General features: G+C 37.0%; 21 protein-coding genes. 18 read left to right on the top strand and 3 right to left on the bottom strand.

The window, feature by feature from the left end; genetic code table 11:
• Positions 1-59 precede the first annotated feature (59 nt).
• From topA to HHL20_RS14785, 3 genes are all read right to left on the bottom strand, one after another.
• The gene (gene topA, locus HHL20_RS14795; RefSeq protein ID WP_169231941.1) at positions 60-2633 is read right to left on the bottom strand and encodes a type I DNA topoisomerase; all 2574 of its coding nucleotides are present in this window, start codon (positions 2631-2633) and stop codon (positions 60-62) included.
• Between the two features lie 240 nt (positions 2634-2873).
• Complete coding sequence (locus HHL20_RS14790; protein WP_169231940.1) at positions 2874-4013, bottom strand: EpsG family protein; 1140 nt, start codon at positions 4011-4013, stop codon at positions 2874-2876.
• Positions 4010-5020, bottom strand: coding sequence for a hypothetical protein (locus HHL20_RS14785; protein WP_169231939.1), 1011 nt, complete (start codon positions 5018-5020; stop codon positions 4010-4012). Before HHL20_RS14785 ends, HHL20_RS14790 begins: the two co-directional genes overlap by 4 nt.
• Positions 5021-5193: 173 nt before the next feature.
• Here HHL20_RS14785 and HHL20_RS14780 point away from each other — a divergent pair, with 173 nt between their 5' ends.
• The 18 genes from HHL20_RS14780 (at position 5194) to HHL20_RS14695 (ending at position 21419) form a co-directional block, all read left to right on the top strand.
• Complete coding sequence (locus HHL20_RS14780; RefSeq protein ID WP_169231938.1) at positions 5194-8841, top strand: MMPL family transporter; 3648 nt, start codon at positions 5194-5196, stop codon at positions 8839-8841.
• 46 nt (positions 8842-8887) lie between these two features.
• Entirely contained in the window at positions 8888-9802 is a 915-nt protein-coding gene (locus HHL20_RS14775; protein WP_169231937.1) for a dialkylrecorsinol condensing enzyme DarA, read from the top strand.
• A 1-nt stretch (position 9803) separates the two neighbouring features.
• The gene (locus HHL20_RS14770) at positions 9804-10943 is read left to right on the top strand and encodes a beta-ketoacyl-ACP synthase III (RefSeq protein WP_169231936.1); all 1140 of its coding nucleotides are present in this window, start codon (positions 9804-9806) and stop codon (positions 10941-10943) included.
• A complete protein-coding gene (locus HHL20_RS14765; RefSeq protein ID WP_169231935.1) occupies positions 10943-11374 on the top strand; it encodes a hypothetical protein in 432 nt (143 codons plus the stop codon). Before HHL20_RS14770 ends, HHL20_RS14765 begins: the two co-directional genes overlap by 1 nt.
• Before the next feature lie 175 nt (positions 11375-11549).
• Positions 11550-11993, top strand: a complete 444-nt coding sequence (locus tag HHL20_RS14760) for an ABC transporter permease (protein ID WP_169231934.1) — start codon at positions 11550-11552, stop codon at positions 11991-11993.
• A 4-nt stretch (positions 11994-11997) separates the two neighbouring features.
• On the top strand, positions 11998-12402 hold the full coding sequence (locus HHL20_RS14755) for a hypothetical protein (protein WP_169231933.1): 405 nt from the start codon (positions 11998-12000) through the stop codon (positions 12400-12402).
• A gap of 34 nt (positions 12403-12436) precedes the next feature.
• Entirely contained in the window at positions 12437-13432 is a 996-nt protein-coding gene (locus tag HHL20_RS14750) for a BtrH N-terminal domain-containing protein (protein ID WP_169231932.1), read from the top strand.
• 1 nt (position 13433) lies between these two features.
• Complete coding sequence (locus tag HHL20_RS14745) at positions 13434-14189, top strand: ABC transporter ATP-binding protein (RefSeq protein WP_169231931.1); 756 nt, start codon at positions 13434-13436, stop codon at positions 14187-14189.
• Positions 14176-15441 carry an ABC transporter permease gene (locus HHL20_RS14740; RefSeq protein ID WP_169231930.1) on the top strand — a complete coding sequence of 422 codons (1266 nt, stop codon included), beginning with the start codon at positions 14176-14178 and terminating at the stop codon, positions 15439-15441. Before HHL20_RS14745 ends, HHL20_RS14740 begins: the two co-directional genes overlap by 14 nt.
• A gap of 143 nt (positions 15442-15584) precedes the next feature.
• A complete protein-coding gene (locus tag HHL20_RS14735) occupies positions 15585-15965 on the top strand; it encodes a GxxExxY protein (RefSeq protein WP_169231929.1) in 381 nt (126 codons plus the stop codon).
• 65 nt (positions 15966-16030) lie between these two features.
• Positions 16031-16459: an acyl-CoA thioesterase gene (locus HHL20_RS14730; protein ID WP_169231928.1), complete on the top strand. Its 429-nt coding sequence runs from the start codon at positions 16031-16033 to the stop codon at positions 16457-16459.
• Positions 16456-17619, top strand: a complete 1164-nt coding sequence (locus HHL20_RS14725; RefSeq protein ID WP_169231927.1) for a beta-ketoacyl synthase N-terminal-like domain-containing protein — start codon at positions 16456-16458, stop codon at positions 17617-17619. The genes HHL20_RS14730 and HHL20_RS14725 overlap by 4 nt, the downstream gene beginning before the upstream one ends.
• Positions 17620-17652: 33 nt before the next feature.
• Positions 17653-17892: an addiction module protein gene (locus HHL20_RS14720; RefSeq protein ID WP_169231926.1), complete on the top strand. Its 240-nt coding sequence runs from the start codon at positions 17653-17655 to the stop codon at positions 17890-17892.
• Positions 17889-18173: a type II toxin-antitoxin system RelE/ParE family toxin gene (locus tag HHL20_RS14715; protein ID WP_169231925.1), complete on the top strand. Its 285-nt coding sequence runs from the start codon at positions 17889-17891 to the stop codon at positions 18171-18173. Before HHL20_RS14720 ends, HHL20_RS14715 begins: the two co-directional genes overlap by 4 nt.
• Before the next feature lie 16 nt (positions 18174-18189).
• Positions 18190-18729 carry a 3-oxoacyl-ACP synthase gene (locus tag HHL20_RS14710; protein ID WP_169231924.1) on the top strand — a complete coding sequence of 180 codons (540 nt, stop codon included), beginning with the start codon at positions 18190-18192 and terminating at the stop codon, positions 18727-18729.
• A 93-nt stretch (positions 18730-18822) separates the two neighbouring features.
• Positions 18823-19080, top strand: coding sequence for a phosphopantetheine-binding protein (locus tag HHL20_RS14705; RefSeq protein ID WP_169231923.1), 258 nt, complete (start codon positions 18823-18825; stop codon positions 19078-19080).
• A gap of 81 nt (positions 19081-19161) precedes the next feature.
• On the top strand, positions 19162-20361 hold the full coding sequence (locus HHL20_RS14700; protein WP_169231922.1) for a beta-ketoacyl-[acyl-carrier-protein] synthase family protein: 1200 nt from the start codon (positions 19162-19164) through the stop codon (positions 20359-20361).
• The gene (locus tag HHL20_RS14695) at positions 20358-21419 is read left to right on the top strand and encodes a beta-ketoacyl synthase N-terminal-like domain-containing protein (RefSeq protein ID WP_169231921.1); all 1062 of its coding nucleotides are present in this window, start codon (positions 20358-20360) and stop codon (positions 21417-21419) included. Before HHL20_RS14700 ends, HHL20_RS14695 begins: the two co-directional genes overlap by 4 nt.
• The last annotated feature ends 72 nt before the right edge of the window (positions 21420-21491 follow it).

Genomic DNA, 21491 nt, shown 5'->3' with positions numbered 1-21491 from the left:
TGTAAATAACCCCTTCAGAATTCATCAAAAGGGGTTTAATATTTTATAAAAAAACTATTTTACTTCTTCGCTGCCGGTTTCTTAGCCGCAGGCTTTTTTGCTGTTGCCGTTGTCTTTTTAGCAGCTGTTTTTTTCGCTGCCGGTTTTTTCTTTTCAGCAAAAGCTTTCGGATCCTGATCGGTGATCCATTTTTTAACCTCATCAAGCGAAATCTCTTTCAATTCTTCTGCTTCATATTTGGTATCATCCGCTTTTTTAGGAATTTTGAACATTGCTTTTCCGAACTTTACAAAAGGACCCCATCTTCCGTTTTCAATAGAGATTTTTTCTTTTTCCCACTGTTGGATGTATCGGTTGGCTTCTTTTTCCAGTTTAGCATCAATCAGTTCGTTGATATCGCTTTGGGAAAGATTTTCAAAGTCATATCGCTTCGGTACGTTCACGAAAATATCTTTATACTTGATAAATGGCCCGAATCTTCCGGAACCTTTGGTTACCGGTTCTCCTTTATAGGTGGCAATTGGTGCGTCTGCGATTTTCTTTTCATTGATAATTTCTTCCGCACGTTTCTGGTCTACAGACAACGGATCTTCTCCTTTCGGAATGCTGATATACGTTTCGCCCCATTTTACATACGGCCCGAATCTTCCTACTCCTACGGAAACCGGCTGTCCGTCTACTTCGTTGAGATCAAACGGAAGCTTAAATAATTCCAGTGCTTCTTCAAGAGTAATGGTCGCGATATTCTGTCCTGCCATTAACGATGCAAAAACCGGCTTTTCTTCATCCTCCGTCTCCCCGATCTGGATCATTGCTCCGAATCTTCCGATTCTAGCGTGAACATTTTTTCCTGTTTTCGGATCGATACCAAGAAGCCTGTCGCCGGTAGCGCGGTCTGCATTTTCTTCTACATCTTCAATTCTCGGATGGAATTTCGAATAGAAATCCGTCATCATAATCTTCCATTTCTGGTCTCCGCTCGCAATTTCATCAAAACTTTCTTCCACTCTAGCGGTAAAACCATAGTCAAGAATTTCTTTAAAATTGTCGGTCAGGAAGTCATTTACTACTTCACCGATGTCAGTAGGGACAAATTTATTTTTATCCCCTCCGAATTTTTCTTCAAGGACTTCTTTTTTTATCTTATCTTTTGCCAGAGAGATTTTTACGACTTCACGGGTTTGCGGCTCGATCTCGCGCTTATCTACATACTCACGATTCTGAATGGTCTGAATGGTCGGCGCATATGTAGATGGACGCCCAATACCCAATTCTTCAAGCTTTCTTACCAAGCCTGCTTCGGTATATCTTGCACTTGGTCTTGTGAATTTCTCTGTAGCAGTAATTTTTTTATAGTCTAAAACTTCACCTACCTGTACTTTCGGCAGCAGTTTTTCGTTGCTTTCTTCGTCATCGTCTTCAGTTTTTACAATACCATACGCTTTTAAGAAACCATCGAAGATAATTACCTCTCCCTGTGCTTCAAAATTCTGCGGTAATTTGGCATTCCCGATCTCAATGACTGTTTTTTCGATTTTAGCATTCGCCATCTGCGAAGCCAGTGTTCTTCTGTAAATTAATTGATACAGACGGTTCAGCTGTACATCGCTTACTGTTTTCACCCCAAAATCCGTAGGACGGATTGCCTCGTGAGCTTCCTGTGCAGATGAGGATTTTGTGGTGTAGTTTCTTGGTGAAGAATATTCGGCACCGTATTCTGAGGTGATCTGTTTCTTTGCTCCTTCAATCGCTTCCTGGGAAAGGTTTACGGAATCGGTTCTCATATACGTAATAAAACCTTCTTCGTATAACCTCTGCGCAAGACGCATAGTTGTCGTTACATTATATCCTAATCTTGAAGATGCTTCCTGCTGCAGGGTTGAGGTTGTGAAAGGCGCAGAAGCAGATCTTGTTCCCGGCTTTGTTTCCACATTCAACACTTTGAATTCTGTTGTTCTTGCCAGCTCTATGAACTTTTCAGCATCCTGCTCCTTATCGAAATCTTTTTTAAGCTTTGCAGCAATTTCCTGATCTGATTTATTCTGGAAAACTCCGTCGAGCTTGAAGCTCGCTTTTGGAACAAACTCACGGATTTCTTTTTCTCTTTCCACCACAAGCCTTACCGCTACGGACTGCACCCTTCCTGCAGATAACCCCGGTTTTACTTTTTTCCAGAGTACCGGAGACATCTCAAATCCCACGATCCTGTCCAACACTCTTCTTGCCTGCTGGGCATTCACCAGGTTCTGATCTATATCTCTTGGGTTTTCTATGGCTTTTAGAATGGCATTCTTAGTAATTTCATGAAAAACGATTCTTTTTCTGTTCTCAGGCTTTAGTTTCAGTTCGTCTGCAAGGTGCCATGCAATAGCTTCTCCTTCGCGGTCCTCATCGGATGCGAGCCAAACCATTTCGGCTTTTTTCACGGCTGCTTTCAGCTCTGTCACCAATTTCTTTTTGTCTGCAGAAACTTCGTAATCAGGACTGAAGGTTGACAAATCGATTCCCATTCCTTTTTTAGGAAGATCACGGATATGCCCGAAGCTGGATTTCACTTCAAAATCCTTGCCCAAATACTTCTGAATCGTTTTTGCTTTTGCCGGTGATTCGACGATTACTAAATTTTTCGACATTCTAAAATTTTTGCAAAAGTAAAGTTTTTTTATTAGATAGGTTTTGTGAAACGATTTAATTTACCAATCTGAATAATTTTTGAATGGTTATAAATCTTTTAATTATACTTCGTAGTCCATATTACTAAATTAAATCAACAGCAATTCTTTTGCGTCAGCATCAGCTTTTTTTATTCCCTCTTACAATAGAAGTGTTTGCTTTAGCGGATTTACGGAAACTGTTTTTCCTTTCAATATTTGTTACGGTAAGATAAAGTTCTTATATTGATCTATTGTAAATCTGCCTGCCGTAATGTTGTTAAATGTTGAAAAGAGAATAAAGTTGAATATGACAAGAAAAATGATGAATGCATATATCAATCTTTTGGCATTTTGCGAAACTACGTACATCGCATTAGGAATGATTATATAAGAGAAGCCGATAAATGCTCCCGCCATTCTTGATGAAAATATGGGGTTATTCCTGAAAATAAAATACATGCAGATTCCGAAAACGGCAAAGACTTTGTGATATTCGTAATAAGGATATTTTTCTTCCATCTGTTTATCGAATGTAAATAGGAAAAAAGTAAGGATAGCCATCATTGCTTCAGGAACTCCAAATCCTCCGTTAAGTCTTTCTATGGATTCTTCCACATATCCGTTAAAACCTTCTACAAGTACACTATCAGATGATATGTTATCTAAAAAGCTACCAAAAACCCGGTAAATTTCAAATGGAGATGCAAAAATGGATGCAATAATCAGCGTCAGCATTACAAATCTGTTTAAACGTAGTTTTACCAACCAATACATTGGGAGGAATAGATAACATACGTTGTGTATTCCGGTTGCTATAAATACCCAAAAAAGATATTTCCAGAGGTTTCGCTCTTTTATATACCTTATGGCAAAGTAAATCACAAAGGTCCCAAGATTCTGCCGGATTTGCCCGCTCTCTCCTATAAAGAAATTAGGAATAAACATGAAAAGCGTATAAGTAAACGGATAAAATGTATTGTCTTCTGTATATTCTACCTTAAAAAACATTGCAAAAGTCGCAATTATGAGTGTTACGATATAAAATGGCGCATTAAAGACATTCAGCAGTATTTTATTGATAAGGGCATAAAGCCATTCAATCTCTACGCTTTCCGAACCTTCTATATGCAGTGCTTTCCTAATAATACTGATGTAGTCTTTTGTATCAGAATAAATGTAAATACCCTTATAACTCCCGTAATCCGGACCAACATTATCCCGAAGACCTGCTATTATAATAAGGTAAACAGCCAAAACCCAAAACCATTTTTTATCAACTTTTTTTACAAAGACTTCCTGAATGCTAAAAATAAGCATGTAGATTATTGCAATTAAATAATAAGGATGCAGCAAACTCATAATTTAGGTTTTAGATTGTCAAATTGATAAAAAGCGACAATAATGCAGGTAAGAAACAGCGGTAAAAAAAGTCTTATTTCCCAAAAGAGCCCAACCATTGTAATCATAAAAAGGTAAGGCAATGAGAAAAAAACATATTTCTTCATTACTCTTTTATTAAATGCTTCGGCACACAACCGGTAGATAAAATACATAACAATACAGGCGAAAATAAATCCTGCCAGGTTAAAAGGACTTGTAAAGTTCCTATTGATGTAAAACCCTTCCACAAAAGTTATTTCTTCATTGGCGATCATCTGTCTCAACCCTAAGTAAGGAATAATAAATCCAAAAATTAAAGGGATTACAGGAAGTACAGATCTTAACCGAAGTAGTTTTATTTCACTAAGACAGATAAAAACAGCAGCAAAGAAAGCTATATTCAGACAGGCTGTTTCTCTAACAAAAGTAGATATGGCAATAAGAACCACTAAAAAAATATAAAACTTTGGATTTCTGGTGAGATAGTATTTAAATGTAAGATATACTCCTGAAAGATAACAAAATAATGCTATCGTATCACAATTTGTAGGAGCATACTGTGTGATCACGATCAAGAATACCGAAAGGAGATGAATCATTCTTCTCACTCTAATATCATAAATAAAATCAGAAGGATTAAGCTTTAGTAAAGCATTGATAACCAAGGAACATAACATGAAAAAAAAACTGTTTACCAGAAAGAGTCCGTGATAGAAAGGCGTACCGTTTTTAGAAAGAAAATCTTTAATAAAAGAACACTTATAAAGAATAAGATATTCCATAAAATCGGTCATCTTCACACTGATGTAATTCGGGATTACACGGTAAGCATAAACCGAATGGAATAAGAAATCGGGAGGTCTTTCTGAAGTTTTTAATCTAGTATAAGAAGATTCAAATCCATAGTAGGACATGAAGTACAGCAGGAACGGGAGAATTATCACGAATAAAAACCCGTTTATTTTTTCATCATTTGTTGTAAACATAATAAATTCTAAGCAATGCTTAGTTTTTTTTATATTATTAATAGGAACTTCTGCAAATGTATATTTTTTTTCGTTATGATTAAATATTTTATTGATTTTCTGACAACTTATTATGAAAACATTTTGAACTAATTCTGAAAAAATTAAATTTGCACACTTGATTTTATTATCCGATGCATCGTTTTTTCATCTTTTTATATTATCTCATTTCCAAAAACAAGCTTCTTTCTGTATTTTTTGCAGCAGGGGTTGCTGTTGTATGCGCTTTCTTTGCTTCAAAAATTAATTTTGAAGAAGACATTAGCCAGATCATTCCCAAAAATGAAAAATCTGATCTTACGGCAAAAGTTCTGAAACAGCTTAACTTTTCAGATAAAATCATCGTTATTATCGAAAGCCATTCAAAGGAAGATGATTTTCAGCTTTCCGAAACCGCAGATACTTTTCTACAAAAAATTGAACCTTTACAAAAGTACATTGGCTCTGTCCAGGGAAAAGTAAATGACAATGAGATCTCAGAAACATTCGATTTTGTCAATCAGAACCTGCCGTTATTTCTGGATGAAGGAGATTATAAGGAGATTGAAAGAAAGCTGGATAAAGACAGCATTGCCAAAAAGGTAGAAAGCAACTATATTTCTCTCGTTTCTCCTACAAGCCTGGTCACGAAAGAATTTATTAAAAAAGATCCGCTGGGCATTACATTTTTGGGGATCAAAAAGCTCAACGCCTTAAATATCAGCAAGGATTTTAAACTTGAAAACAGTTACATCGTCACCAAAGACGGAAAAAATCTTTTGCTTTTTATTGATCCTAAAAATAAAAGCAACGATACCAAAAACAATGAATCATTCATCAATGGATTGAATGAAATAAAAGATAACCTGAATAAGCAGTTCAAAGGAAAAACGGAAATCAGCTATTTCGGGTCTCCGGTGATTGCGGTTGCCAACGCGCAGCAGATAAAAAAAGACATCCAGAATACGGTGCTTATTTCAATGACTGTATTATTAGTGCTGTTGATCTATTATTTTCGGAATTTCTTTACACCGCTCATCGTCTTTCTGCCGACTGTATTTTCCGTTTTGCTGGCATTACTGATCCTGTATTTTATAAAGGACAAAGTTTCTGCCATCTCATTAAGTGTAGGTGCAATTCTCATTGGGATCACGATAGACTATGCCCTTCACATTCTTACCCATTATAAGCATAACAATGATATTGAAGAGCTATACAAGGAAATCACCCAACCTATCATATTAAGCAGTGCCACGACAGCCGTTTCTTTTCTGTGCCTGGTATTCGTACGTTCCGAAGCATTGAAGGACCTGGGACTTTTTGCAGCACTTACGGTTATATTATCATCCATTACTGCGCTCATTATTGTTCCCCAGCTGTACCATCCAAAAAAGCAGAAAGAAGCCAACGCCAATTTCATTGATAGAATTGGGTCTTATCCTTATGAAAAAAACAAACCTTTGATTATCGGCTGTTCGGTGATTATCATTGCCTGTCTTTTTGGGTTCCGTCATGTAGGCTTTAATGAAGATATCGGTGATTTAAATTACATTCCCAAAGATTTAAAAATCAGTGAAGCAAAACTTCAGAAGCTTTCCGATATTACCTCAAAATCAATTTATACCATTTCCTACGGAAACTCAGCAGAAGAAGCACTCACAAAGAATTCGCAGCTAAGCGGTTTTCTCGAAAAAGAAAAGCAGGAAGGAAAAATATTAAGCTATAACTCTCTGGGGAAAATAGTGTTCTCTAAAAAAGATCAGCAGAAAAAAATCGAAAGCTGGCAGAAATTCTGGACCCCGGATAAAAAAACGCGTACAGTTTCCGAGCTCATCCAAAACGGGAATCAGTATGGTTTTAATGAAGCTGCATTCAATCAGTTTAATGACAATTTAAATAAAAACTATATTCCGCTCAGCCTTAAAGAGTATGAAAAAATAAAAGCACTGCAGGTATCTGAATTTTTAAGTCAGGAAAACGGATTTTATACCGTGTCCAATGTTGTAAAAGTAGATGAAAGCAAAAGAGATGCTTTTATTAAAGACATTGACAAAACCCATGATGCTCTTGCCATTGACCGCCAGCAGATGAATGAAAACTTTTTGGGACTGCTGAAAAGAGATTTCAATACGCTGATCAATTATTCGCTTTTAGCGATTATTCTGACGATCGTTGTATTTTTCAGGAATTTTGAACTTACCGTTCTGACTATGTTTCCGATTGTATTAACCGGAGTAGTCACTGCGGGTATGTTGTATTTCCTGGGGTTGGAGCTTAATATTTTCAGTACCGTTGTTTGTACACTGGTTTTCGGAGTAGGAGATGATTTCAGCATCTTTCTTACCCAGGCCATGCAAAAAGAACATACAACAGGTAAAAATGAACTTCCTACTTACAGGACTTCTATTATTCTGGCTGTTTTTACTACTATTTTATCAATCGGCTCACTCATCTTCGCCAGGCATCCGGCTCTTCATTCACTGGCGCTTGTTGCTTTAATAGGAATGTTTTCTGTAATAATCATTACCTCAACATTATATCCTTTCTGGTTCAGATTACTAATTACCAATAGGGCAAAAAAAGGGCTGTCCCCTATTACGTTCAGGCTTTTCATTCATTCGGTATTGTCTTTTCTGTATTACGGCTTAGGAGGATTGTTTTTCTCTCTTTTTATAAGTCCGTTTACGAAAAATTCCAAAGGCGGTACGCTAAACTTTTTTAAATTAATTTCAGCAAAATTTTTAACTTCTGTCTTATTTACCAATCCATGGGTAAGGAAAAAGATCATTAAAGCTACGGAAGAAGATTTCAGCAGGCCTGCCATTATTATTGCTAACCACACCTCATTCTTGGATATCCTGGCAGTTGCCATGACGACTCACAAGTTTGTTTTTTTGGTTAACGACTGGGTGTATGAATCTCCTGTTTTTGGGAAAATGGTAAGAGCATTGGGCTGCTATCCCGTTTCTCAAGGCATAGAAAACGGGATTGATAAGCTGAAAGACAAAGTAGATCAGGGTTATTCTCTGGCCGTATTTCCAGAAGCAGAGCGCTCTTATACAAACGATGTCAAAAGATTTCATAAAGGAGCTTTTTATCTCGCAGAACAATTCGGGTTGGATATTGTACCGGTCTACATCCACGGAAATTCCGAAGTATTGCCGAAGGGAGATTTTATCATCTACGACGGCGCTATTACTGTAAAAGTGGGCGAAAGAATAAAAAAAGAAGATGAAAGCTTCGGCAAAGAGTATCCGGAGCGGACGAAAAAAATCAACGCCTTTTTCAGAAAAGAATTTGCCGCCCTAAGGGAACAACTGGAAGATGAAAATTACTTTAAGAAAAAACTTTTTTTGAGCTTCTTATACAAAGATAACGACGTGGTAAACGAAGTTAAAAAGGATTTTGAACAGAACAAATCAATTTATTTCGAGCTCGGCAGGCATATTCCGAAGAATGCTAATATTCTTCATATTGCAGACGATTTCGGACAGAAAGATGTACTGATCACTCTTCAGCAGGCCGGAAGAAGGATATTCAGCTATATTAAAGATGATGAAAAAAGACAGATTGCCAAACAGAACTATCTGGTACAGAGAAGAAAGATCACTTATATTGAAGACTTTGCTCAAATTACCAAAAATATTGATGTTTTGTTGATCTCAGATGAGAACTTCAATATCAGCTCTTTGGAAAAACTTCCCCGAGCAATTATCTTTTGTAATGTAAAAAATAATATACTGAACAATGATGATTATACATTAAAATTCAGTTATGGCTCATTAAAAATATTTACTTCTTAATAATAAATATGAAAAGCATATTTTTGTAAACGGATAAAAAGAATTAATGAAAAAGAATATACTTGTTATATATTACACTCAGTCCGGACAGCTGGAAGATATTGTAAAAAATATGGTACAGCCGTTTGAAGAGAAAAATCAGGAATATGATGTTACTTACTACAATATCAGACTGAAAAAAGACTTTCCTTTTCCTTGGTCAGGTGACGTATTTTTCAACACTTTTCCTGAATCTTACCTGCAGATTCCCAGCGAAATTCTTCCACCGCCGGAAGAAGTTTTGAATAAAAAGTTTGATCTGGTTATTTTCGGATACCAGGTTTGGTATTTAACTCCGTCTATCCCCATCATATCTTTTCTGAAAAGCGGTTTTGCCGAAAATATTCTTAAAGATACTCCCGTTGTTACTGTTTCGGGAACAAGAAATATGTGGATGTTTTCTCAGGAAAAACTTAAAGTTTATCTAAAACAAATGCAGGCTAAGCTTGTAGGAAATATTGCTTTGGTAGACAGGCATGACAATTACACCAGCGTACTTACGATCCTTCGCTGGATGACCACCGGAAAAAAAGAAAAATCAGGGATGCTTCCTGCTGCAGGAATTTCAGATGAAGAAATTAACGGTGCAGGAAAATACGGAAGAATTATTGAAAAACATTTTTCTGAAAATACACTGGAAACACTTCAGCCGGAGCTTGTAAAAAACGGCGCCGTAGAAATCCGTGCTTTCCTGGTAAGAGTAGAAAAAGTAGGCAATAAAATTTTCAAAGTATGGTCTAACCTCATCATCAGGAAAAAAGAAAAGCGACCATTGCTGATCAAATTCTTTAAGGTATATTTGATGGCTGCAATATGGATTGTATCACCCATAGTTCTGGTACTACATTTGCTTACAACACCTATCTTTTGGTTTAAAAGAAAAAAACAAAGAGAATATTTACAAGGAATTAATATAAAATAGAATGAACGACGTATTTATCACAAAAGCTTCAACATACCTGCCGAATGAACCGGTTTCTAACGATGAAATGGAAACGTATCTTGGCTATATCAATGAAAAACCGTCAAAAGCAAAGGCTTTAATTCTGAGAAACAACAAAATTACCACAAGGTATTATGCTTTAGACCAGGAAGGAAAACCAACTCATACCAATGCCCAGATCACGGCAAAAGCCGTAGAAGGTCTTTTCGATGAAAATTTCGGAAAGAAAGACATAGAGCTGCTTTCATGCGGAACCACTTCTGCAGACCAGATCCAGCCTTCCCATGCATCCATGGTTCATGGTGAGCTTAATCTCAACAAATCGATTGAGATCAATACCTCAACGGGACTTTGTAACTCCGGGATGAATGCTTTTAATTACGGATTCCTTTCCGTAAAAGCCGGCGTGAAAGAAAATGCAGTATGCGTAGGTTCGGAAAGATTTTCATCATGGATGACTGCCGACAAATTCAATCATGAAGCAGAAAATCTAAAACTCCTTGAAGAAAGACCTATTATTGCCTTTAAAAGAGAATTTTTAAGATGGATGCTATCCGACGGCGCAGGAGCACTGCTTCTGCAGAACAAACCAAGAACCGACAGCGTTTCTCTGAAAGTAGAATTCATAGATTTCTACTCTTATGCGCACGAAATTGAAGCGTGTATGTATGCAGGATGCGAAAAGCAGGAAGACGGAAGCCTGAAATCATGGGCAGATTACCCTTCTGACGAATGGCTGAAACAATCGATTTTTGCCCTGAAACAGGATACGAAAATTTTAGATCAGTATATTCTGGTAAAAGGTGCCGAAAGTTTAAGATCATCTTTCGACAAGCATAATCTTGACCCAAATACAATAGACCATGTACTGGCGCATATTTCGTCAGGATATTTTAAAGAAGGCTTGAAAAATGAATTTGCCAATGTCGGATTGGATTTTCCATGGGAAAAATGGTTCTACAATCTTTCAGAAGTAGGAAACATTGGTGCCGGTTCTATTTTCATTGCCCTAGAACAATTAATGAATTCAGGAAAATTGAAGAAAGGAGAAAAAGTACTCCTTTGTGTTCCGGAAAGTGGAAGATTTGCCTACTCTTGCGCCCTGTTAACTGTTTGCTAATGGAAAACCTACTGCCGGCATCCGATAAGAATTTTGTGGAAAGCCTGATTCCGCAGCGGTTTCCTTTTGTAATGGTAGACAGCATTGCAGAATATTCCGAAAGCCACCTGATTTCAGGATTTAGACCCATGGAAGAAAACATATTTATTCAGGACGGAACTTTCCAGGCATCAGGATTACTGGAACATCAGGCACAGAGTGTAGCACTTCATACCGGTTATAAATTTTATCTTTCAGGAAAAGAAGCTCCTACCGGATATATTGGTGCAATTAAATCATTTGAAGTAATAACACTTCCGAAATTGGGAGATCAGCTAACCTCAGAAGTTTCGATTCTTAATGAAATGATGGGTGTCACATTGGTAGATGTCATCACAAAGATCAATGATGAGGTTATTGCAAAATCACAAATGAAAACGGTTGTAATGTAATATTGAATTAAAATCTTGCGATCCTGGCTGAGTGAAATCGAAGCTTCGACGTAGTAAAATGGCTTTGCCTCACGGTATGATTGCTTCATGGAATCGGCGAAACTTTGTTTTGCGAACTTAAAAACGTTAGCATTTCAAAAATCTTAGTAAGCTTTGTGTTTTAAAATATCATTTAATGGAAATCAAGGAAGAAAACATCATCAACATCCACAATTTTCTCCCGCATCGCGAACCGATGCTGATGGTGGACTATATCACGGAACTCACCGGAGAAAAGGTGGTGACTTCCTTTGAGATTCAGCAAAACAATATTTTTGTACATAATAACGAATTTACAGAAGCCGGCCTCATCGAGAACCTTGCACAGACCTGTTCTTCAATTCTTGGGCAAAGCTTCTTTGAAAATCCTAGTGCAGAGACAAAAGTAATAGGCTTTATTACCTCAATTAAGAAAACTGAAATCTTTGCCCTCCCAAAAGTGGGCGATACCATCATTTCCAGAGCCTCATTGCTCTCCCAGTTTGGAAACATTTGTAATATCTTCTGTGAAACCTTTCACAGTGATAAAATTTTGATCAGAGCTGAAATCAATTTATTTATTCAGGAAATAAAAAACTGACACGATGAAAAAACACGACCTTCCACAAGACGAAAGCAATCTTAAGTCCGCAAACATGACCGAAGTTCTGTATGTAACGGATGAAAATGACAATTATACTACCGCCAACAGTATTGGATGGGATGCCAAAAAAGCGGCCCTTGAAGAATCGATGGAACTTATTAATGAGCGTATTGAAGAAGCCAGAAAAAATGTTGCCCAAAATATTGTAAGTCCGATCATCTACTTCATGGAACTGAATAAGATGGACCTGCAGGTTCTTGCAGCCTACGTCGGAATGTGGCAATGGCGGGTAAAAAGACATGGAAAACCCAAAATATTTAAAACACTAAGTGACTCTACCCTTAAAAAATATGCAGACACATTTGGCATCACAGTAGACGAACTGAAAAATTTCAACGGAAAGTAAATTATCGTTGAAAAAGTAATAAACCAAGCTAAGAATGAAAATTAATTTTGAACACCATCAGACTGCGCATTGCGAAAATGGGGTGGCTTCCAATTTGTTATTAAACAGAGGGCTGAAACTCAGTGAGCCTATGATTTTCGGGATCGGATCCGGCCTGTTCTTTGTTTACCTTCCTTTTTTAAAGGTAAATTTCGCGCCCGGTTTCAGCTATCGCCCCATGCCCGGAGCTATTTTCAGCAAAGCCGCAAAAAGACTGGGAATTAAAATTAAAAGGCTTAAATTCTCAAATCCACAGGAAGCTCAGAAAGCGCTTGAAAAAAACCTGGAAAACAATATTCCGACAGGACTTCAGGTAGGTGTTTTCAACCTTACGTATTTTCCGGAAGAATATAAATTCCATTTCAATGCGCACAATCTTGTCGTTTACGGAAAAGAAGACGGAAAATTCCTGATCAGTGATCCCGTAATGGATTACGTAACTACTCTCAGCGAAGCCGAGCTGGAAAAGGTAAGATACGCCAAAGGAGCACTTCCTCCCAAAGGACATATGTATTATCCTACTTATATTCCAGAACACATCCATCTTGAAGAAGCGATTAAAAAAGGAATCAAAGATACCTGCAAAAACATGCTTGCTCCCGTACCGATCATTGGGATAAAAGCCATGAGATGGGTTGCCAAAAGCATCCCGAAATGGGCTGAAAAAAAAGGCACAAAAACAACCAACCATTATTTGGGTCAGCTGATCCGCATGCAGGAAGAAATAGGAACCGGAGGAGGAGGCTTTAGGTTTATTTATGGTGCTTTCTTACAGGAAGCGGCTGTTATTCTCAAAAATGAAGAATTAAAAGAACTGTCGAAAGAAATCACCATGATCGGTGACCTCTGGAGAGATTTTGCAGTGGATATTGCCCGGGTTTACAAAAACAGGAACTCAAAAAGCGATATCTATAACAACCTTTCCAAATCAATGCTTCATATTGCAGATCTGGAAGAAGCTTTTTATAAAAAACTGAGAAAAGCGATATAACGTGGAAGATTTCATAGAAATAAAAAACCTGTACAAAAAATACAAAACTGCAGAAGACTTTTCTGTAAATGATATTTCGCTGAATATCGCCAAAAATGAAATCTACGGAATTCTCGGACCCAATGGAGCCGGCAAAACCACGCTTATTTCCATACTTTCGGGATTGATTAAACCTACATCGGGACAATTTACCATTGACGGATTGTCGCCTCAAAAAAACGGCTTTAAACTAAGACAGATCATCGGGATTGTTCCCCAGGAATATGCTTTGTATCCTACTCTGACGGCACGAGAAAACTTAATGTTCTTCGGGAGTTTATATGGTTTAGGCCATAAAAAGCTAAAAACAGCAATTGATGAATCTTTGGAAATCATGGGACTGTCAAAATTTGGCGATAAAAAAGTGGAACAATTTTCCGGAGGAATGAAACGCCGCTGCAACCTCATTGCAGGAACCCTTCACAACCCCAAAGTATTATTTTTGGATGAACCTACGGTAGGCGTAGATGTACAGTCTAAAAAAGCAATTATTGATCATCTTTTAGAACTGAATAAAAAAGGAACCTGTATTATTTACACTTCACATCACCTTTCGGAAGCTGAAGAATTCTGTACCAAAATTGCCATTATCGATCATGGTAAAATCCATGCGGTAGGAACACCGGAAGAACTGGTGAACAGGGTTTCCAATGCCGAAAACTTAGAAGATGTTTTTATTTCATTAACCGGAAAAGAATTACGAGATGTTGTTGTATAAACTGTGGCGAAGCTTTATTAAAGAAATCCTTCTGCTGAAAAGAGATATTGGAGGAATCGTCATCATTTTCGTGATGCCTTTACTCCTGATTATTACCATTACCTTAATTCAGGATTCTACCTTTAAAAATATGGAAGGGTCCAAAATCCCGATCCTTTTTATTGATAATGATAAATCTGAAATTTCAGAAAATATAAAAAAACAGCTTGAAAACAGTAAAACATTTGAGCTGCTGACCGATTTTAGTGAAAAATCTGCCGAGGAAGCCGTGTTTGGAGGAGAATACCAGATGGCCATTGTTATCCCTAAAAATTTAACGAAAGACATTAACTCCAATATAGAATCTAAAGTTCAGGCAATCGTAAGTTCATTCGGGTTGGAAACAGATTCTACCACTGCAAAGAAAGAAATTTCAAAAGCCAAAGATATCCGTCTTTATTTCGATCCCGCAACCAATATCAGCTTCAAAAACAATGTAATGAATGCGGTGAATAAAATGGTTTTTGAGATCGAAAACAAAAAGATTTACAAAGCATTCCAGGAACAGCTGGGAACTACCGAAGATCTAAAAAATAACAGCCTGATTGCCTTTAAGGAGATCACTCCGAAAAAAGGCAATATGGATGTGCTGCCGAATTCTGTTCAGCATAATGTTCCGGCGTGGGCGCTGTTTGCGATTTTCTTTATCGTTGTTCCGTTGTCTATCAATTTGGTTAAAGAAAAAAGCCAGGGAACAAGCGTAAGGGCGAGAATCAGTCCGACACCGTATTTCATTCATATTTTAGGAAAAACATTTACATATCTTATTATCTGTGTCATTCAGTTTTTGCTGATGGTTGCAGTAGGAATTTATCTTTTCCCGTATATGGATCTTCCGCAGTTTGATGTGACCGGAAAGATGTTTCCGTTAATTATCGTTACCATCTTCGCCGGATTAGCGGCGATTGGTTTTGGGATTTTACTGGGAACTGTTGCAGATACCCAGGAACAGTCGGCTCCGTTTGGGGCAACTTCCGTGGTAGTTTTGGCAGCCATTGGCGGAATTTGGGTTCCTGTTTTCTTAATGCCTGAATTTATGCAGACCATCGCCAAGTTTTCTCCCATGAACTGGGGTCTTAATGCCTATTATGACATTATTTTAAGAAACAGCGGAATCAGTGGTATTGCAAAAGAGATCATTTTCTTATTTTTATTTTATGTAGCAATGGTTACTATTTCATTATTTTACGAAAGAAAACAAAATGCAGTTTAGTTTTAACCACAAAGGTCACTAAGATTTTTCACTAAGAGCACAAATAAATGAACTATTTGAAAGCAAAGAAATAATTTTTGTGTTCTTAGTGAAATATTTTGTGTTTCTTGTGGTTAAAATAAAATCTAAAAAACACAAATAATATGAATGAAAATGAAGTTTCGAAAGTTATCTTTGATGCAGGATTAAAAGTTCATCGCCAACTTGGAGCTGGACTTTTAGAAAGCGCATACGAAGAATGTCTGTACTATGAGTTACAGAAATCCGGATTACTGACAGAAAAACAGAAACCAATGCCATTAATTTATGATGACATAAAACTTGACATTGGCTATAGGATTGATTTATTGGTTGAGAGAAAAGTCGTTGTTGAAATAAAATCCGTAGAATCATTAAATGAAATTCATATTGCTCAAGTTTTAACGTATTTAAAATTAAGCAATTGTAAATTGGGTTTATTGATTAATTTTAACTCAGTTTTATTTAAAAATGGTGTTAAAAGACTAATCAACGGAACGATATAAAATTTAGAATATTCATTGTGAACATTGTGTATAACTTTGTGAACCTTGTGTTAAAACGAAACAAAATGCAGTCTAAAGACAATATATTAACCTGTACAGAGCAAGTTCGGGTGCGATTCAATGAAACAGACCCGCTAGGGATTGTTTGGCACGGCCACTACATCGTTTACTTTGAAGACGGAAGAGAAGCTTTCGGGAGACAACATGGTTTAACGTATCTCGATATTCAGAAGGCTGGTTATGTAACGCCAATTGTCAAAAGTACCTGCGAGCATTTCCTGCCACTGAAATACGGGGAAACGTTCAAGATTGTAACGACTTTCGTTAATGCGATTTCAGCAAAATTAATATATCAATACGAACTTTTTAACGAAGATCATCAGTTGGTTTGTTCCGGAGAAACCATCCAGGTTTTTCTGGATTCCGATAATAATTTATGTTTGTACAATCCTGAGTTTTTTCAGGCATGGAAGGATAAAATGGGATTGCCATGAAGGAAATTTATATCACCGATTACAACTGCATCACGCCATTAGGTTTTGATGTTTCTTCCAACTGGAAGGATCTTCTGGAAGGAAAATCCGGCGTTTCTTTACATAAAATCATAGAAAATCACGAACCTTTTTACGCTTCCAAAATTGATTCTGAAAAACTGGAACAGGAATTTACCAAACATTTCAAATCCGTACAGAACAACAGTTTTACAAGGCTGGAAAAAATGTTTTTGCTAAGCTTACAACCTCTCGTTGAAAGACATCAGATAACGGAAGAAACAGCTTTTATCCTGTCCACCACCAAAGGAAATATCAGTCTATTAAAAAATAAAAACACTTTGCCGGAAGGCGTTTTCCTTTCGGACTTAGCTCAAAAAATTTCGGATTTTTTTGGATTTAAAACCAAGCCAATTGTAGTTTCCAATGCTTGTGTTTCCGGAGTAATGGCACTCGCTGTTGCAAAAAACATCATCTTGTCCGGAAAATATAACGATGCTTTTGTTATTGCCGGAGACGAAATTTCAGAATTTGTCATCTCTGGCTTCAATTCTTTTCAGGCTATCGGAAGCGGGATATGTAAACCCTATGATAAAACCCGCGACGGCATCAATCTTGGTGAGGCAGCAGCAGCAGTTTACATAACAGGCTATCGTTCTGACGAAGGAAAAACTCTACAAAACGAAAAATTTAGTTTTAAAATTTCAGGAGACTCGGCTATCAACGATGCTAACCATATTTCCGGACCATCAAGAACCGGTGATGGCTTATATGCAAGCATTAAAAACGCGATGACGGAAGCACAGGTTTCAGCAGAGCAAATTGATTTTATTTCCGCTCACGGAACCGCCACGATCTATAATGATGAGATGGAAGCTATCGCTTTCAACCGTGCGGAGCTGCAGAATATTCCGTTGCATAGTTTAAAGGCCTATTACGGGCATTGTTTAGGAGCATCCGGGTTACTGGAAACGATTATTTCAATGGAAAGCGCTTTGAAAAATACATTAATCCCATCAAAAAATTTTGAAGACATCGGAACTTCTCAATCTTTGAATATTATTAAAGAAAACCAGCCTGCAGAAATCAAATATATTCTGAAAACAGCTTCAGGTTTTGGAGGATGTAATGCGGCAGTTGTTTTGGAAAAGTGTAAAGAATAATTCGTAATTTTGATAGACTTAAAGGTTTGAAAAATGGACTCCACTCTAGAAATCAGAAAAAGAATTCACGACTTCATTGATATTGCAGATGAAAGAATTTTAAGAATCATCAACAGCATTATTGATGCAGAAGAACAAGAAGATAATTATCCTGCAGTTCCGGACTGGCATTATGATGTAGTAAATGAAAGAAGAGAAAAATATATAAGCGGGGAAAGCAAATCTTATACTTGGGAAGAAGTTCAGGAAAAGGCAAAATCTGCTTTAAAATGATTTATGAATTAATTATTCAGGAAGAAGCGAGTTTAGAAATTCTTGAAGCATATATTTATTACGAAAATGCACAAAAAGGCTTGGGCGAGAAATTCATGAAGCAATTAAACAAATACTTTCTTAGAATTCAAAGCCATCCAAAGCATTTCGAAATCAAAAAATACTACCGGGAAGCATTTATAAAAAAGTTTCCCTACTTAATAATTTTTGATATTATTGATAACAAAATCATTATACTATCTGTTTTCAACACCCATCAAAATCCAACAAAAAAGCCTTAAAATTCTGAAAGCATTCATGAAGAAAACAGATATTTGCACCATAAACAATTCAAAGATTACTTTCAACAACGAAACCATTTTTGAAACCTCAGCTGAAAATTTTTCAGATTTTGCAAAGGACGCGTATAAAAGTTTAGAACTCAATTATCCGAAATTTCATAAGATGGATAACCTGAGCAAACTCGCTTTTCTTGCTTCTGAAATGATTTTAAAAGATAACGATCACAGCAGAACAGCCTTGGTTTTCGCCAACAAATCATCAAGTCTTGATACTGATTCTAAGTACCAGGAAAGCATCAATTCCCAGGAAAATTATTATCCAAGTCCTGCTGTTTTTGTGTACACATTGCCTAATATTTGTGTTGGAGAAATAAGTATCAAACATAAAATGCAGACTGAGAACGCCTTCTTTGTCCTGGATGAGTTTGATGAACAATTTTTAAATGATTACTCGGAACAGATTTTGCAGTCAGGAAAAGCCGATAAAGTATTGTGCGGCTGGGTAGAGTTATATCGGGAAAGTTATAATGCTTTTGTATATTTGCTCACGAACTAATGTAACAATATAACAGTATAACAATGTAACAATGACATTCAGTATAATCAATTGGTAAACTGGTACATTGATACATCGGTAAATTTTAAAAATATGGAAAACTTAAGAGAAGAATTAAAACACAAAATCATTGAAGTTCTTAATTTAGAAGACGTTGCAGTAGAGGAAATCCAAGATACGGATCCGTTATTCGGAGGAGGTCTGGGATTGGATTCTATCGATGCTTTAGAGCTGATCGTTCTTTTAGATAAGGAATATGGTATTAAATTATCCGATCCGAAAAAAGGAAAGGAAATTTTTACGTCCATTGACACTATGGCAAAATACATCGAGGAAAACAGAACAAAATAATTCAATCTAGCAATGTATCGATTTAGCAATGTACCAATATTGTTATGCTGTTAAATTGATACATTGGTACATTATTAAAAGATGAGTCAAAAAATTGCCATAACAGGAATGGGCATTATTTCTTCCATCGGAAACAATGTGGAAGAAAATCTGCAGTCCTTAAAATCCGGAAAGCACGGAATTTCAGATATTGAGCTTTTTGAAACACGCCATGCCGGAAACATTAAAACAGGCGAAATAAAGCTTTCCAATACTGAGCTTGCAGAAAAACTCCATCTTAAGGATGTGAAAAATGCTACAAGAACCGCTTTATTAGGAATGATTGCAGCAAAAGAAGCGGTGGAAAACGCTGGAATTGCAGACATCAACGGCTATAAAACAGGACTGATCTCTTCCACCAGTGTCGGCGGAATGGATATGACAGAAAAGTATTTCTATTCCTACGAAGATTTCCCTGACAAGCAAAAATATATTGACTCCCATGATGCCGGGAATTCATCCTTATTAATTGCAGATTATCTGGGATTAAAAGGCACGGTTTCAACCATCAGTACAGCCTGTTCTTCTGCGGCTAACGCTATCATGATAGGAGCAAAGCTCATTAAAAACGGTATTTTGGATCGCGTAATTGTTGGCGGCACAGATGCGCTTTCAAAATTTACTTTGAATGGCTTCAACACGCTGATGATTCTTACCGATTCTTACAACACACCTTTCGACAATAACAGAAAAGGCCTGAATCTGGGTGAAGCTGCTGCTTTTATAATTTTGGAATCCGAAGACGTGGTGAAAAAGGAAAATAAAAAAGTGCTTGGTTATCTTTCGGGATACGGAAATGCCAATGATGCGCACCACCAGACTGCTTCTTCTGAAAACGGTCAGGGAGCTTATTTAGCGATGGAAAAAGCTCTGAAAATTTCAGGTTTGGATAAAGAGCAAATCGATTATATCAACGTTCACGGAACGGCGACCCCCAACAATGATCTTTCTGAAGGCATTGCGATGATCCGGATTTTCGGAGAAAACAAAGTTCCTGATTTCAGCTCTACCAAAGCGTTTACGGGCCATACGCTCGCGGCCGCGGCCGGAATTGAAGCCGTCTATTCATTGTTGGCGATCCAGAACAATATCATCTTCCCGAATCTGAACTTTAAAACAAAAATGGAAGAATTTGACCTGATTCCTGTAACGGAACTCAGAGAGAAAAATATTAACCACGTTCTTTCCAACTCGTTTGGCTTTGGCGGAAATTGTTCAACCTTAATTTTCTCAAAATCATGAGTTCGGTTTATATCAATAGTGCAGCCTGTATTTCGGTACAGGACACGTTAAATGAAAATTTTTTACAGAATTTAAATGCGGAAACCTCATCCCAAATTTTAAAAGCCATTGAGCCGGTTTACAAAGAATTCATTCCTCCCGCTATGATCAGAAGAATGTCTAAAACGGTAAAAATGAGTTCCGTCGCATCACATTTCGCTTTAAAAGAAGCGGGTGTCAAAAATCCTGATGCCATCATTGTAGGAACCGGAATTGGATGTTCGCAGGACTCTGAAAAATTTTTAAAAAACGTGCTGGATAATAACGAAGAGTTTTTGACTCCTACTTATTTTATCCAGTCTACTCATAATACGGTAGCCGGGCAGATTGCTTTAGGCCTGCAATGTCACGCTTATAATTTTACCTACGTAAACACTTCCTCATCTCTGGAGTTCTCAATGTTGGATGCAAAACTACAGATTGCTGACGGCGAAGCAGAAAATGTGTTGGTGGGCTCGACAGATGAACAGACTGAAAGAACAATGGAACTGTATAAATTAAACAAAACCATTAAAAAAGAAGAAGATTTACCTGTAGATTATCTGAACTCAGAAACGCACGGCGTTGTTTGGGGAGAAGGGGCAAGTTTTTTTGTTTTGGGAAAAGAAAAGTCAAAAAATTCATATGCTCAACTGAAAGACATTCAGATTGTTAACACATTAGATTTAGAAGAAACCAAGCAATCTATTGAAGAATTTTTATCTAAAAATAATCTAACAAATACTAATATTGACGCTGTAATTTTAGGCTTCAGCGGAGACGCACAATCTGACGGATATTACAAAAAAGCAATGGAACTGTTTGCTGATTCCTCACTTCTGTATTACAAACATTTAAGCGGAGAATTTAATACCGCCAGTGGCTTTTCAATATTTATGGCCTGCCATATTCTTAAAAATCAGGAGATTCCCGAAGTGATGATGATGAATGATTTGAAAAAACAAGCAATAGAAAATGTCTTGCTATACAATCATTTGGGTGGAAATGATCACAGTTTGGTTTTATTAGGGAAAGCTTAGAGATAAACCTCACAGGTTTTAAAAACCTATGAGATTGGAATATAACAAATTGACATTAAAAACTCAAACAAT

The organism is Chryseobacterium cheonjiense, assembly GCF_012927265.1.
GTDB classification, from domain to species: Bacteria; Bacteroidota; Bacteroidia; order Flavobacteriales; family Weeksellaceae; genus Chryseobacterium; species Chryseobacterium cheonjiense.
The sequence above is the reverse complement of the archived record's forward strand: the minus strand, read 5'-3'. Positions and strand labels throughout refer to the sequence as shown.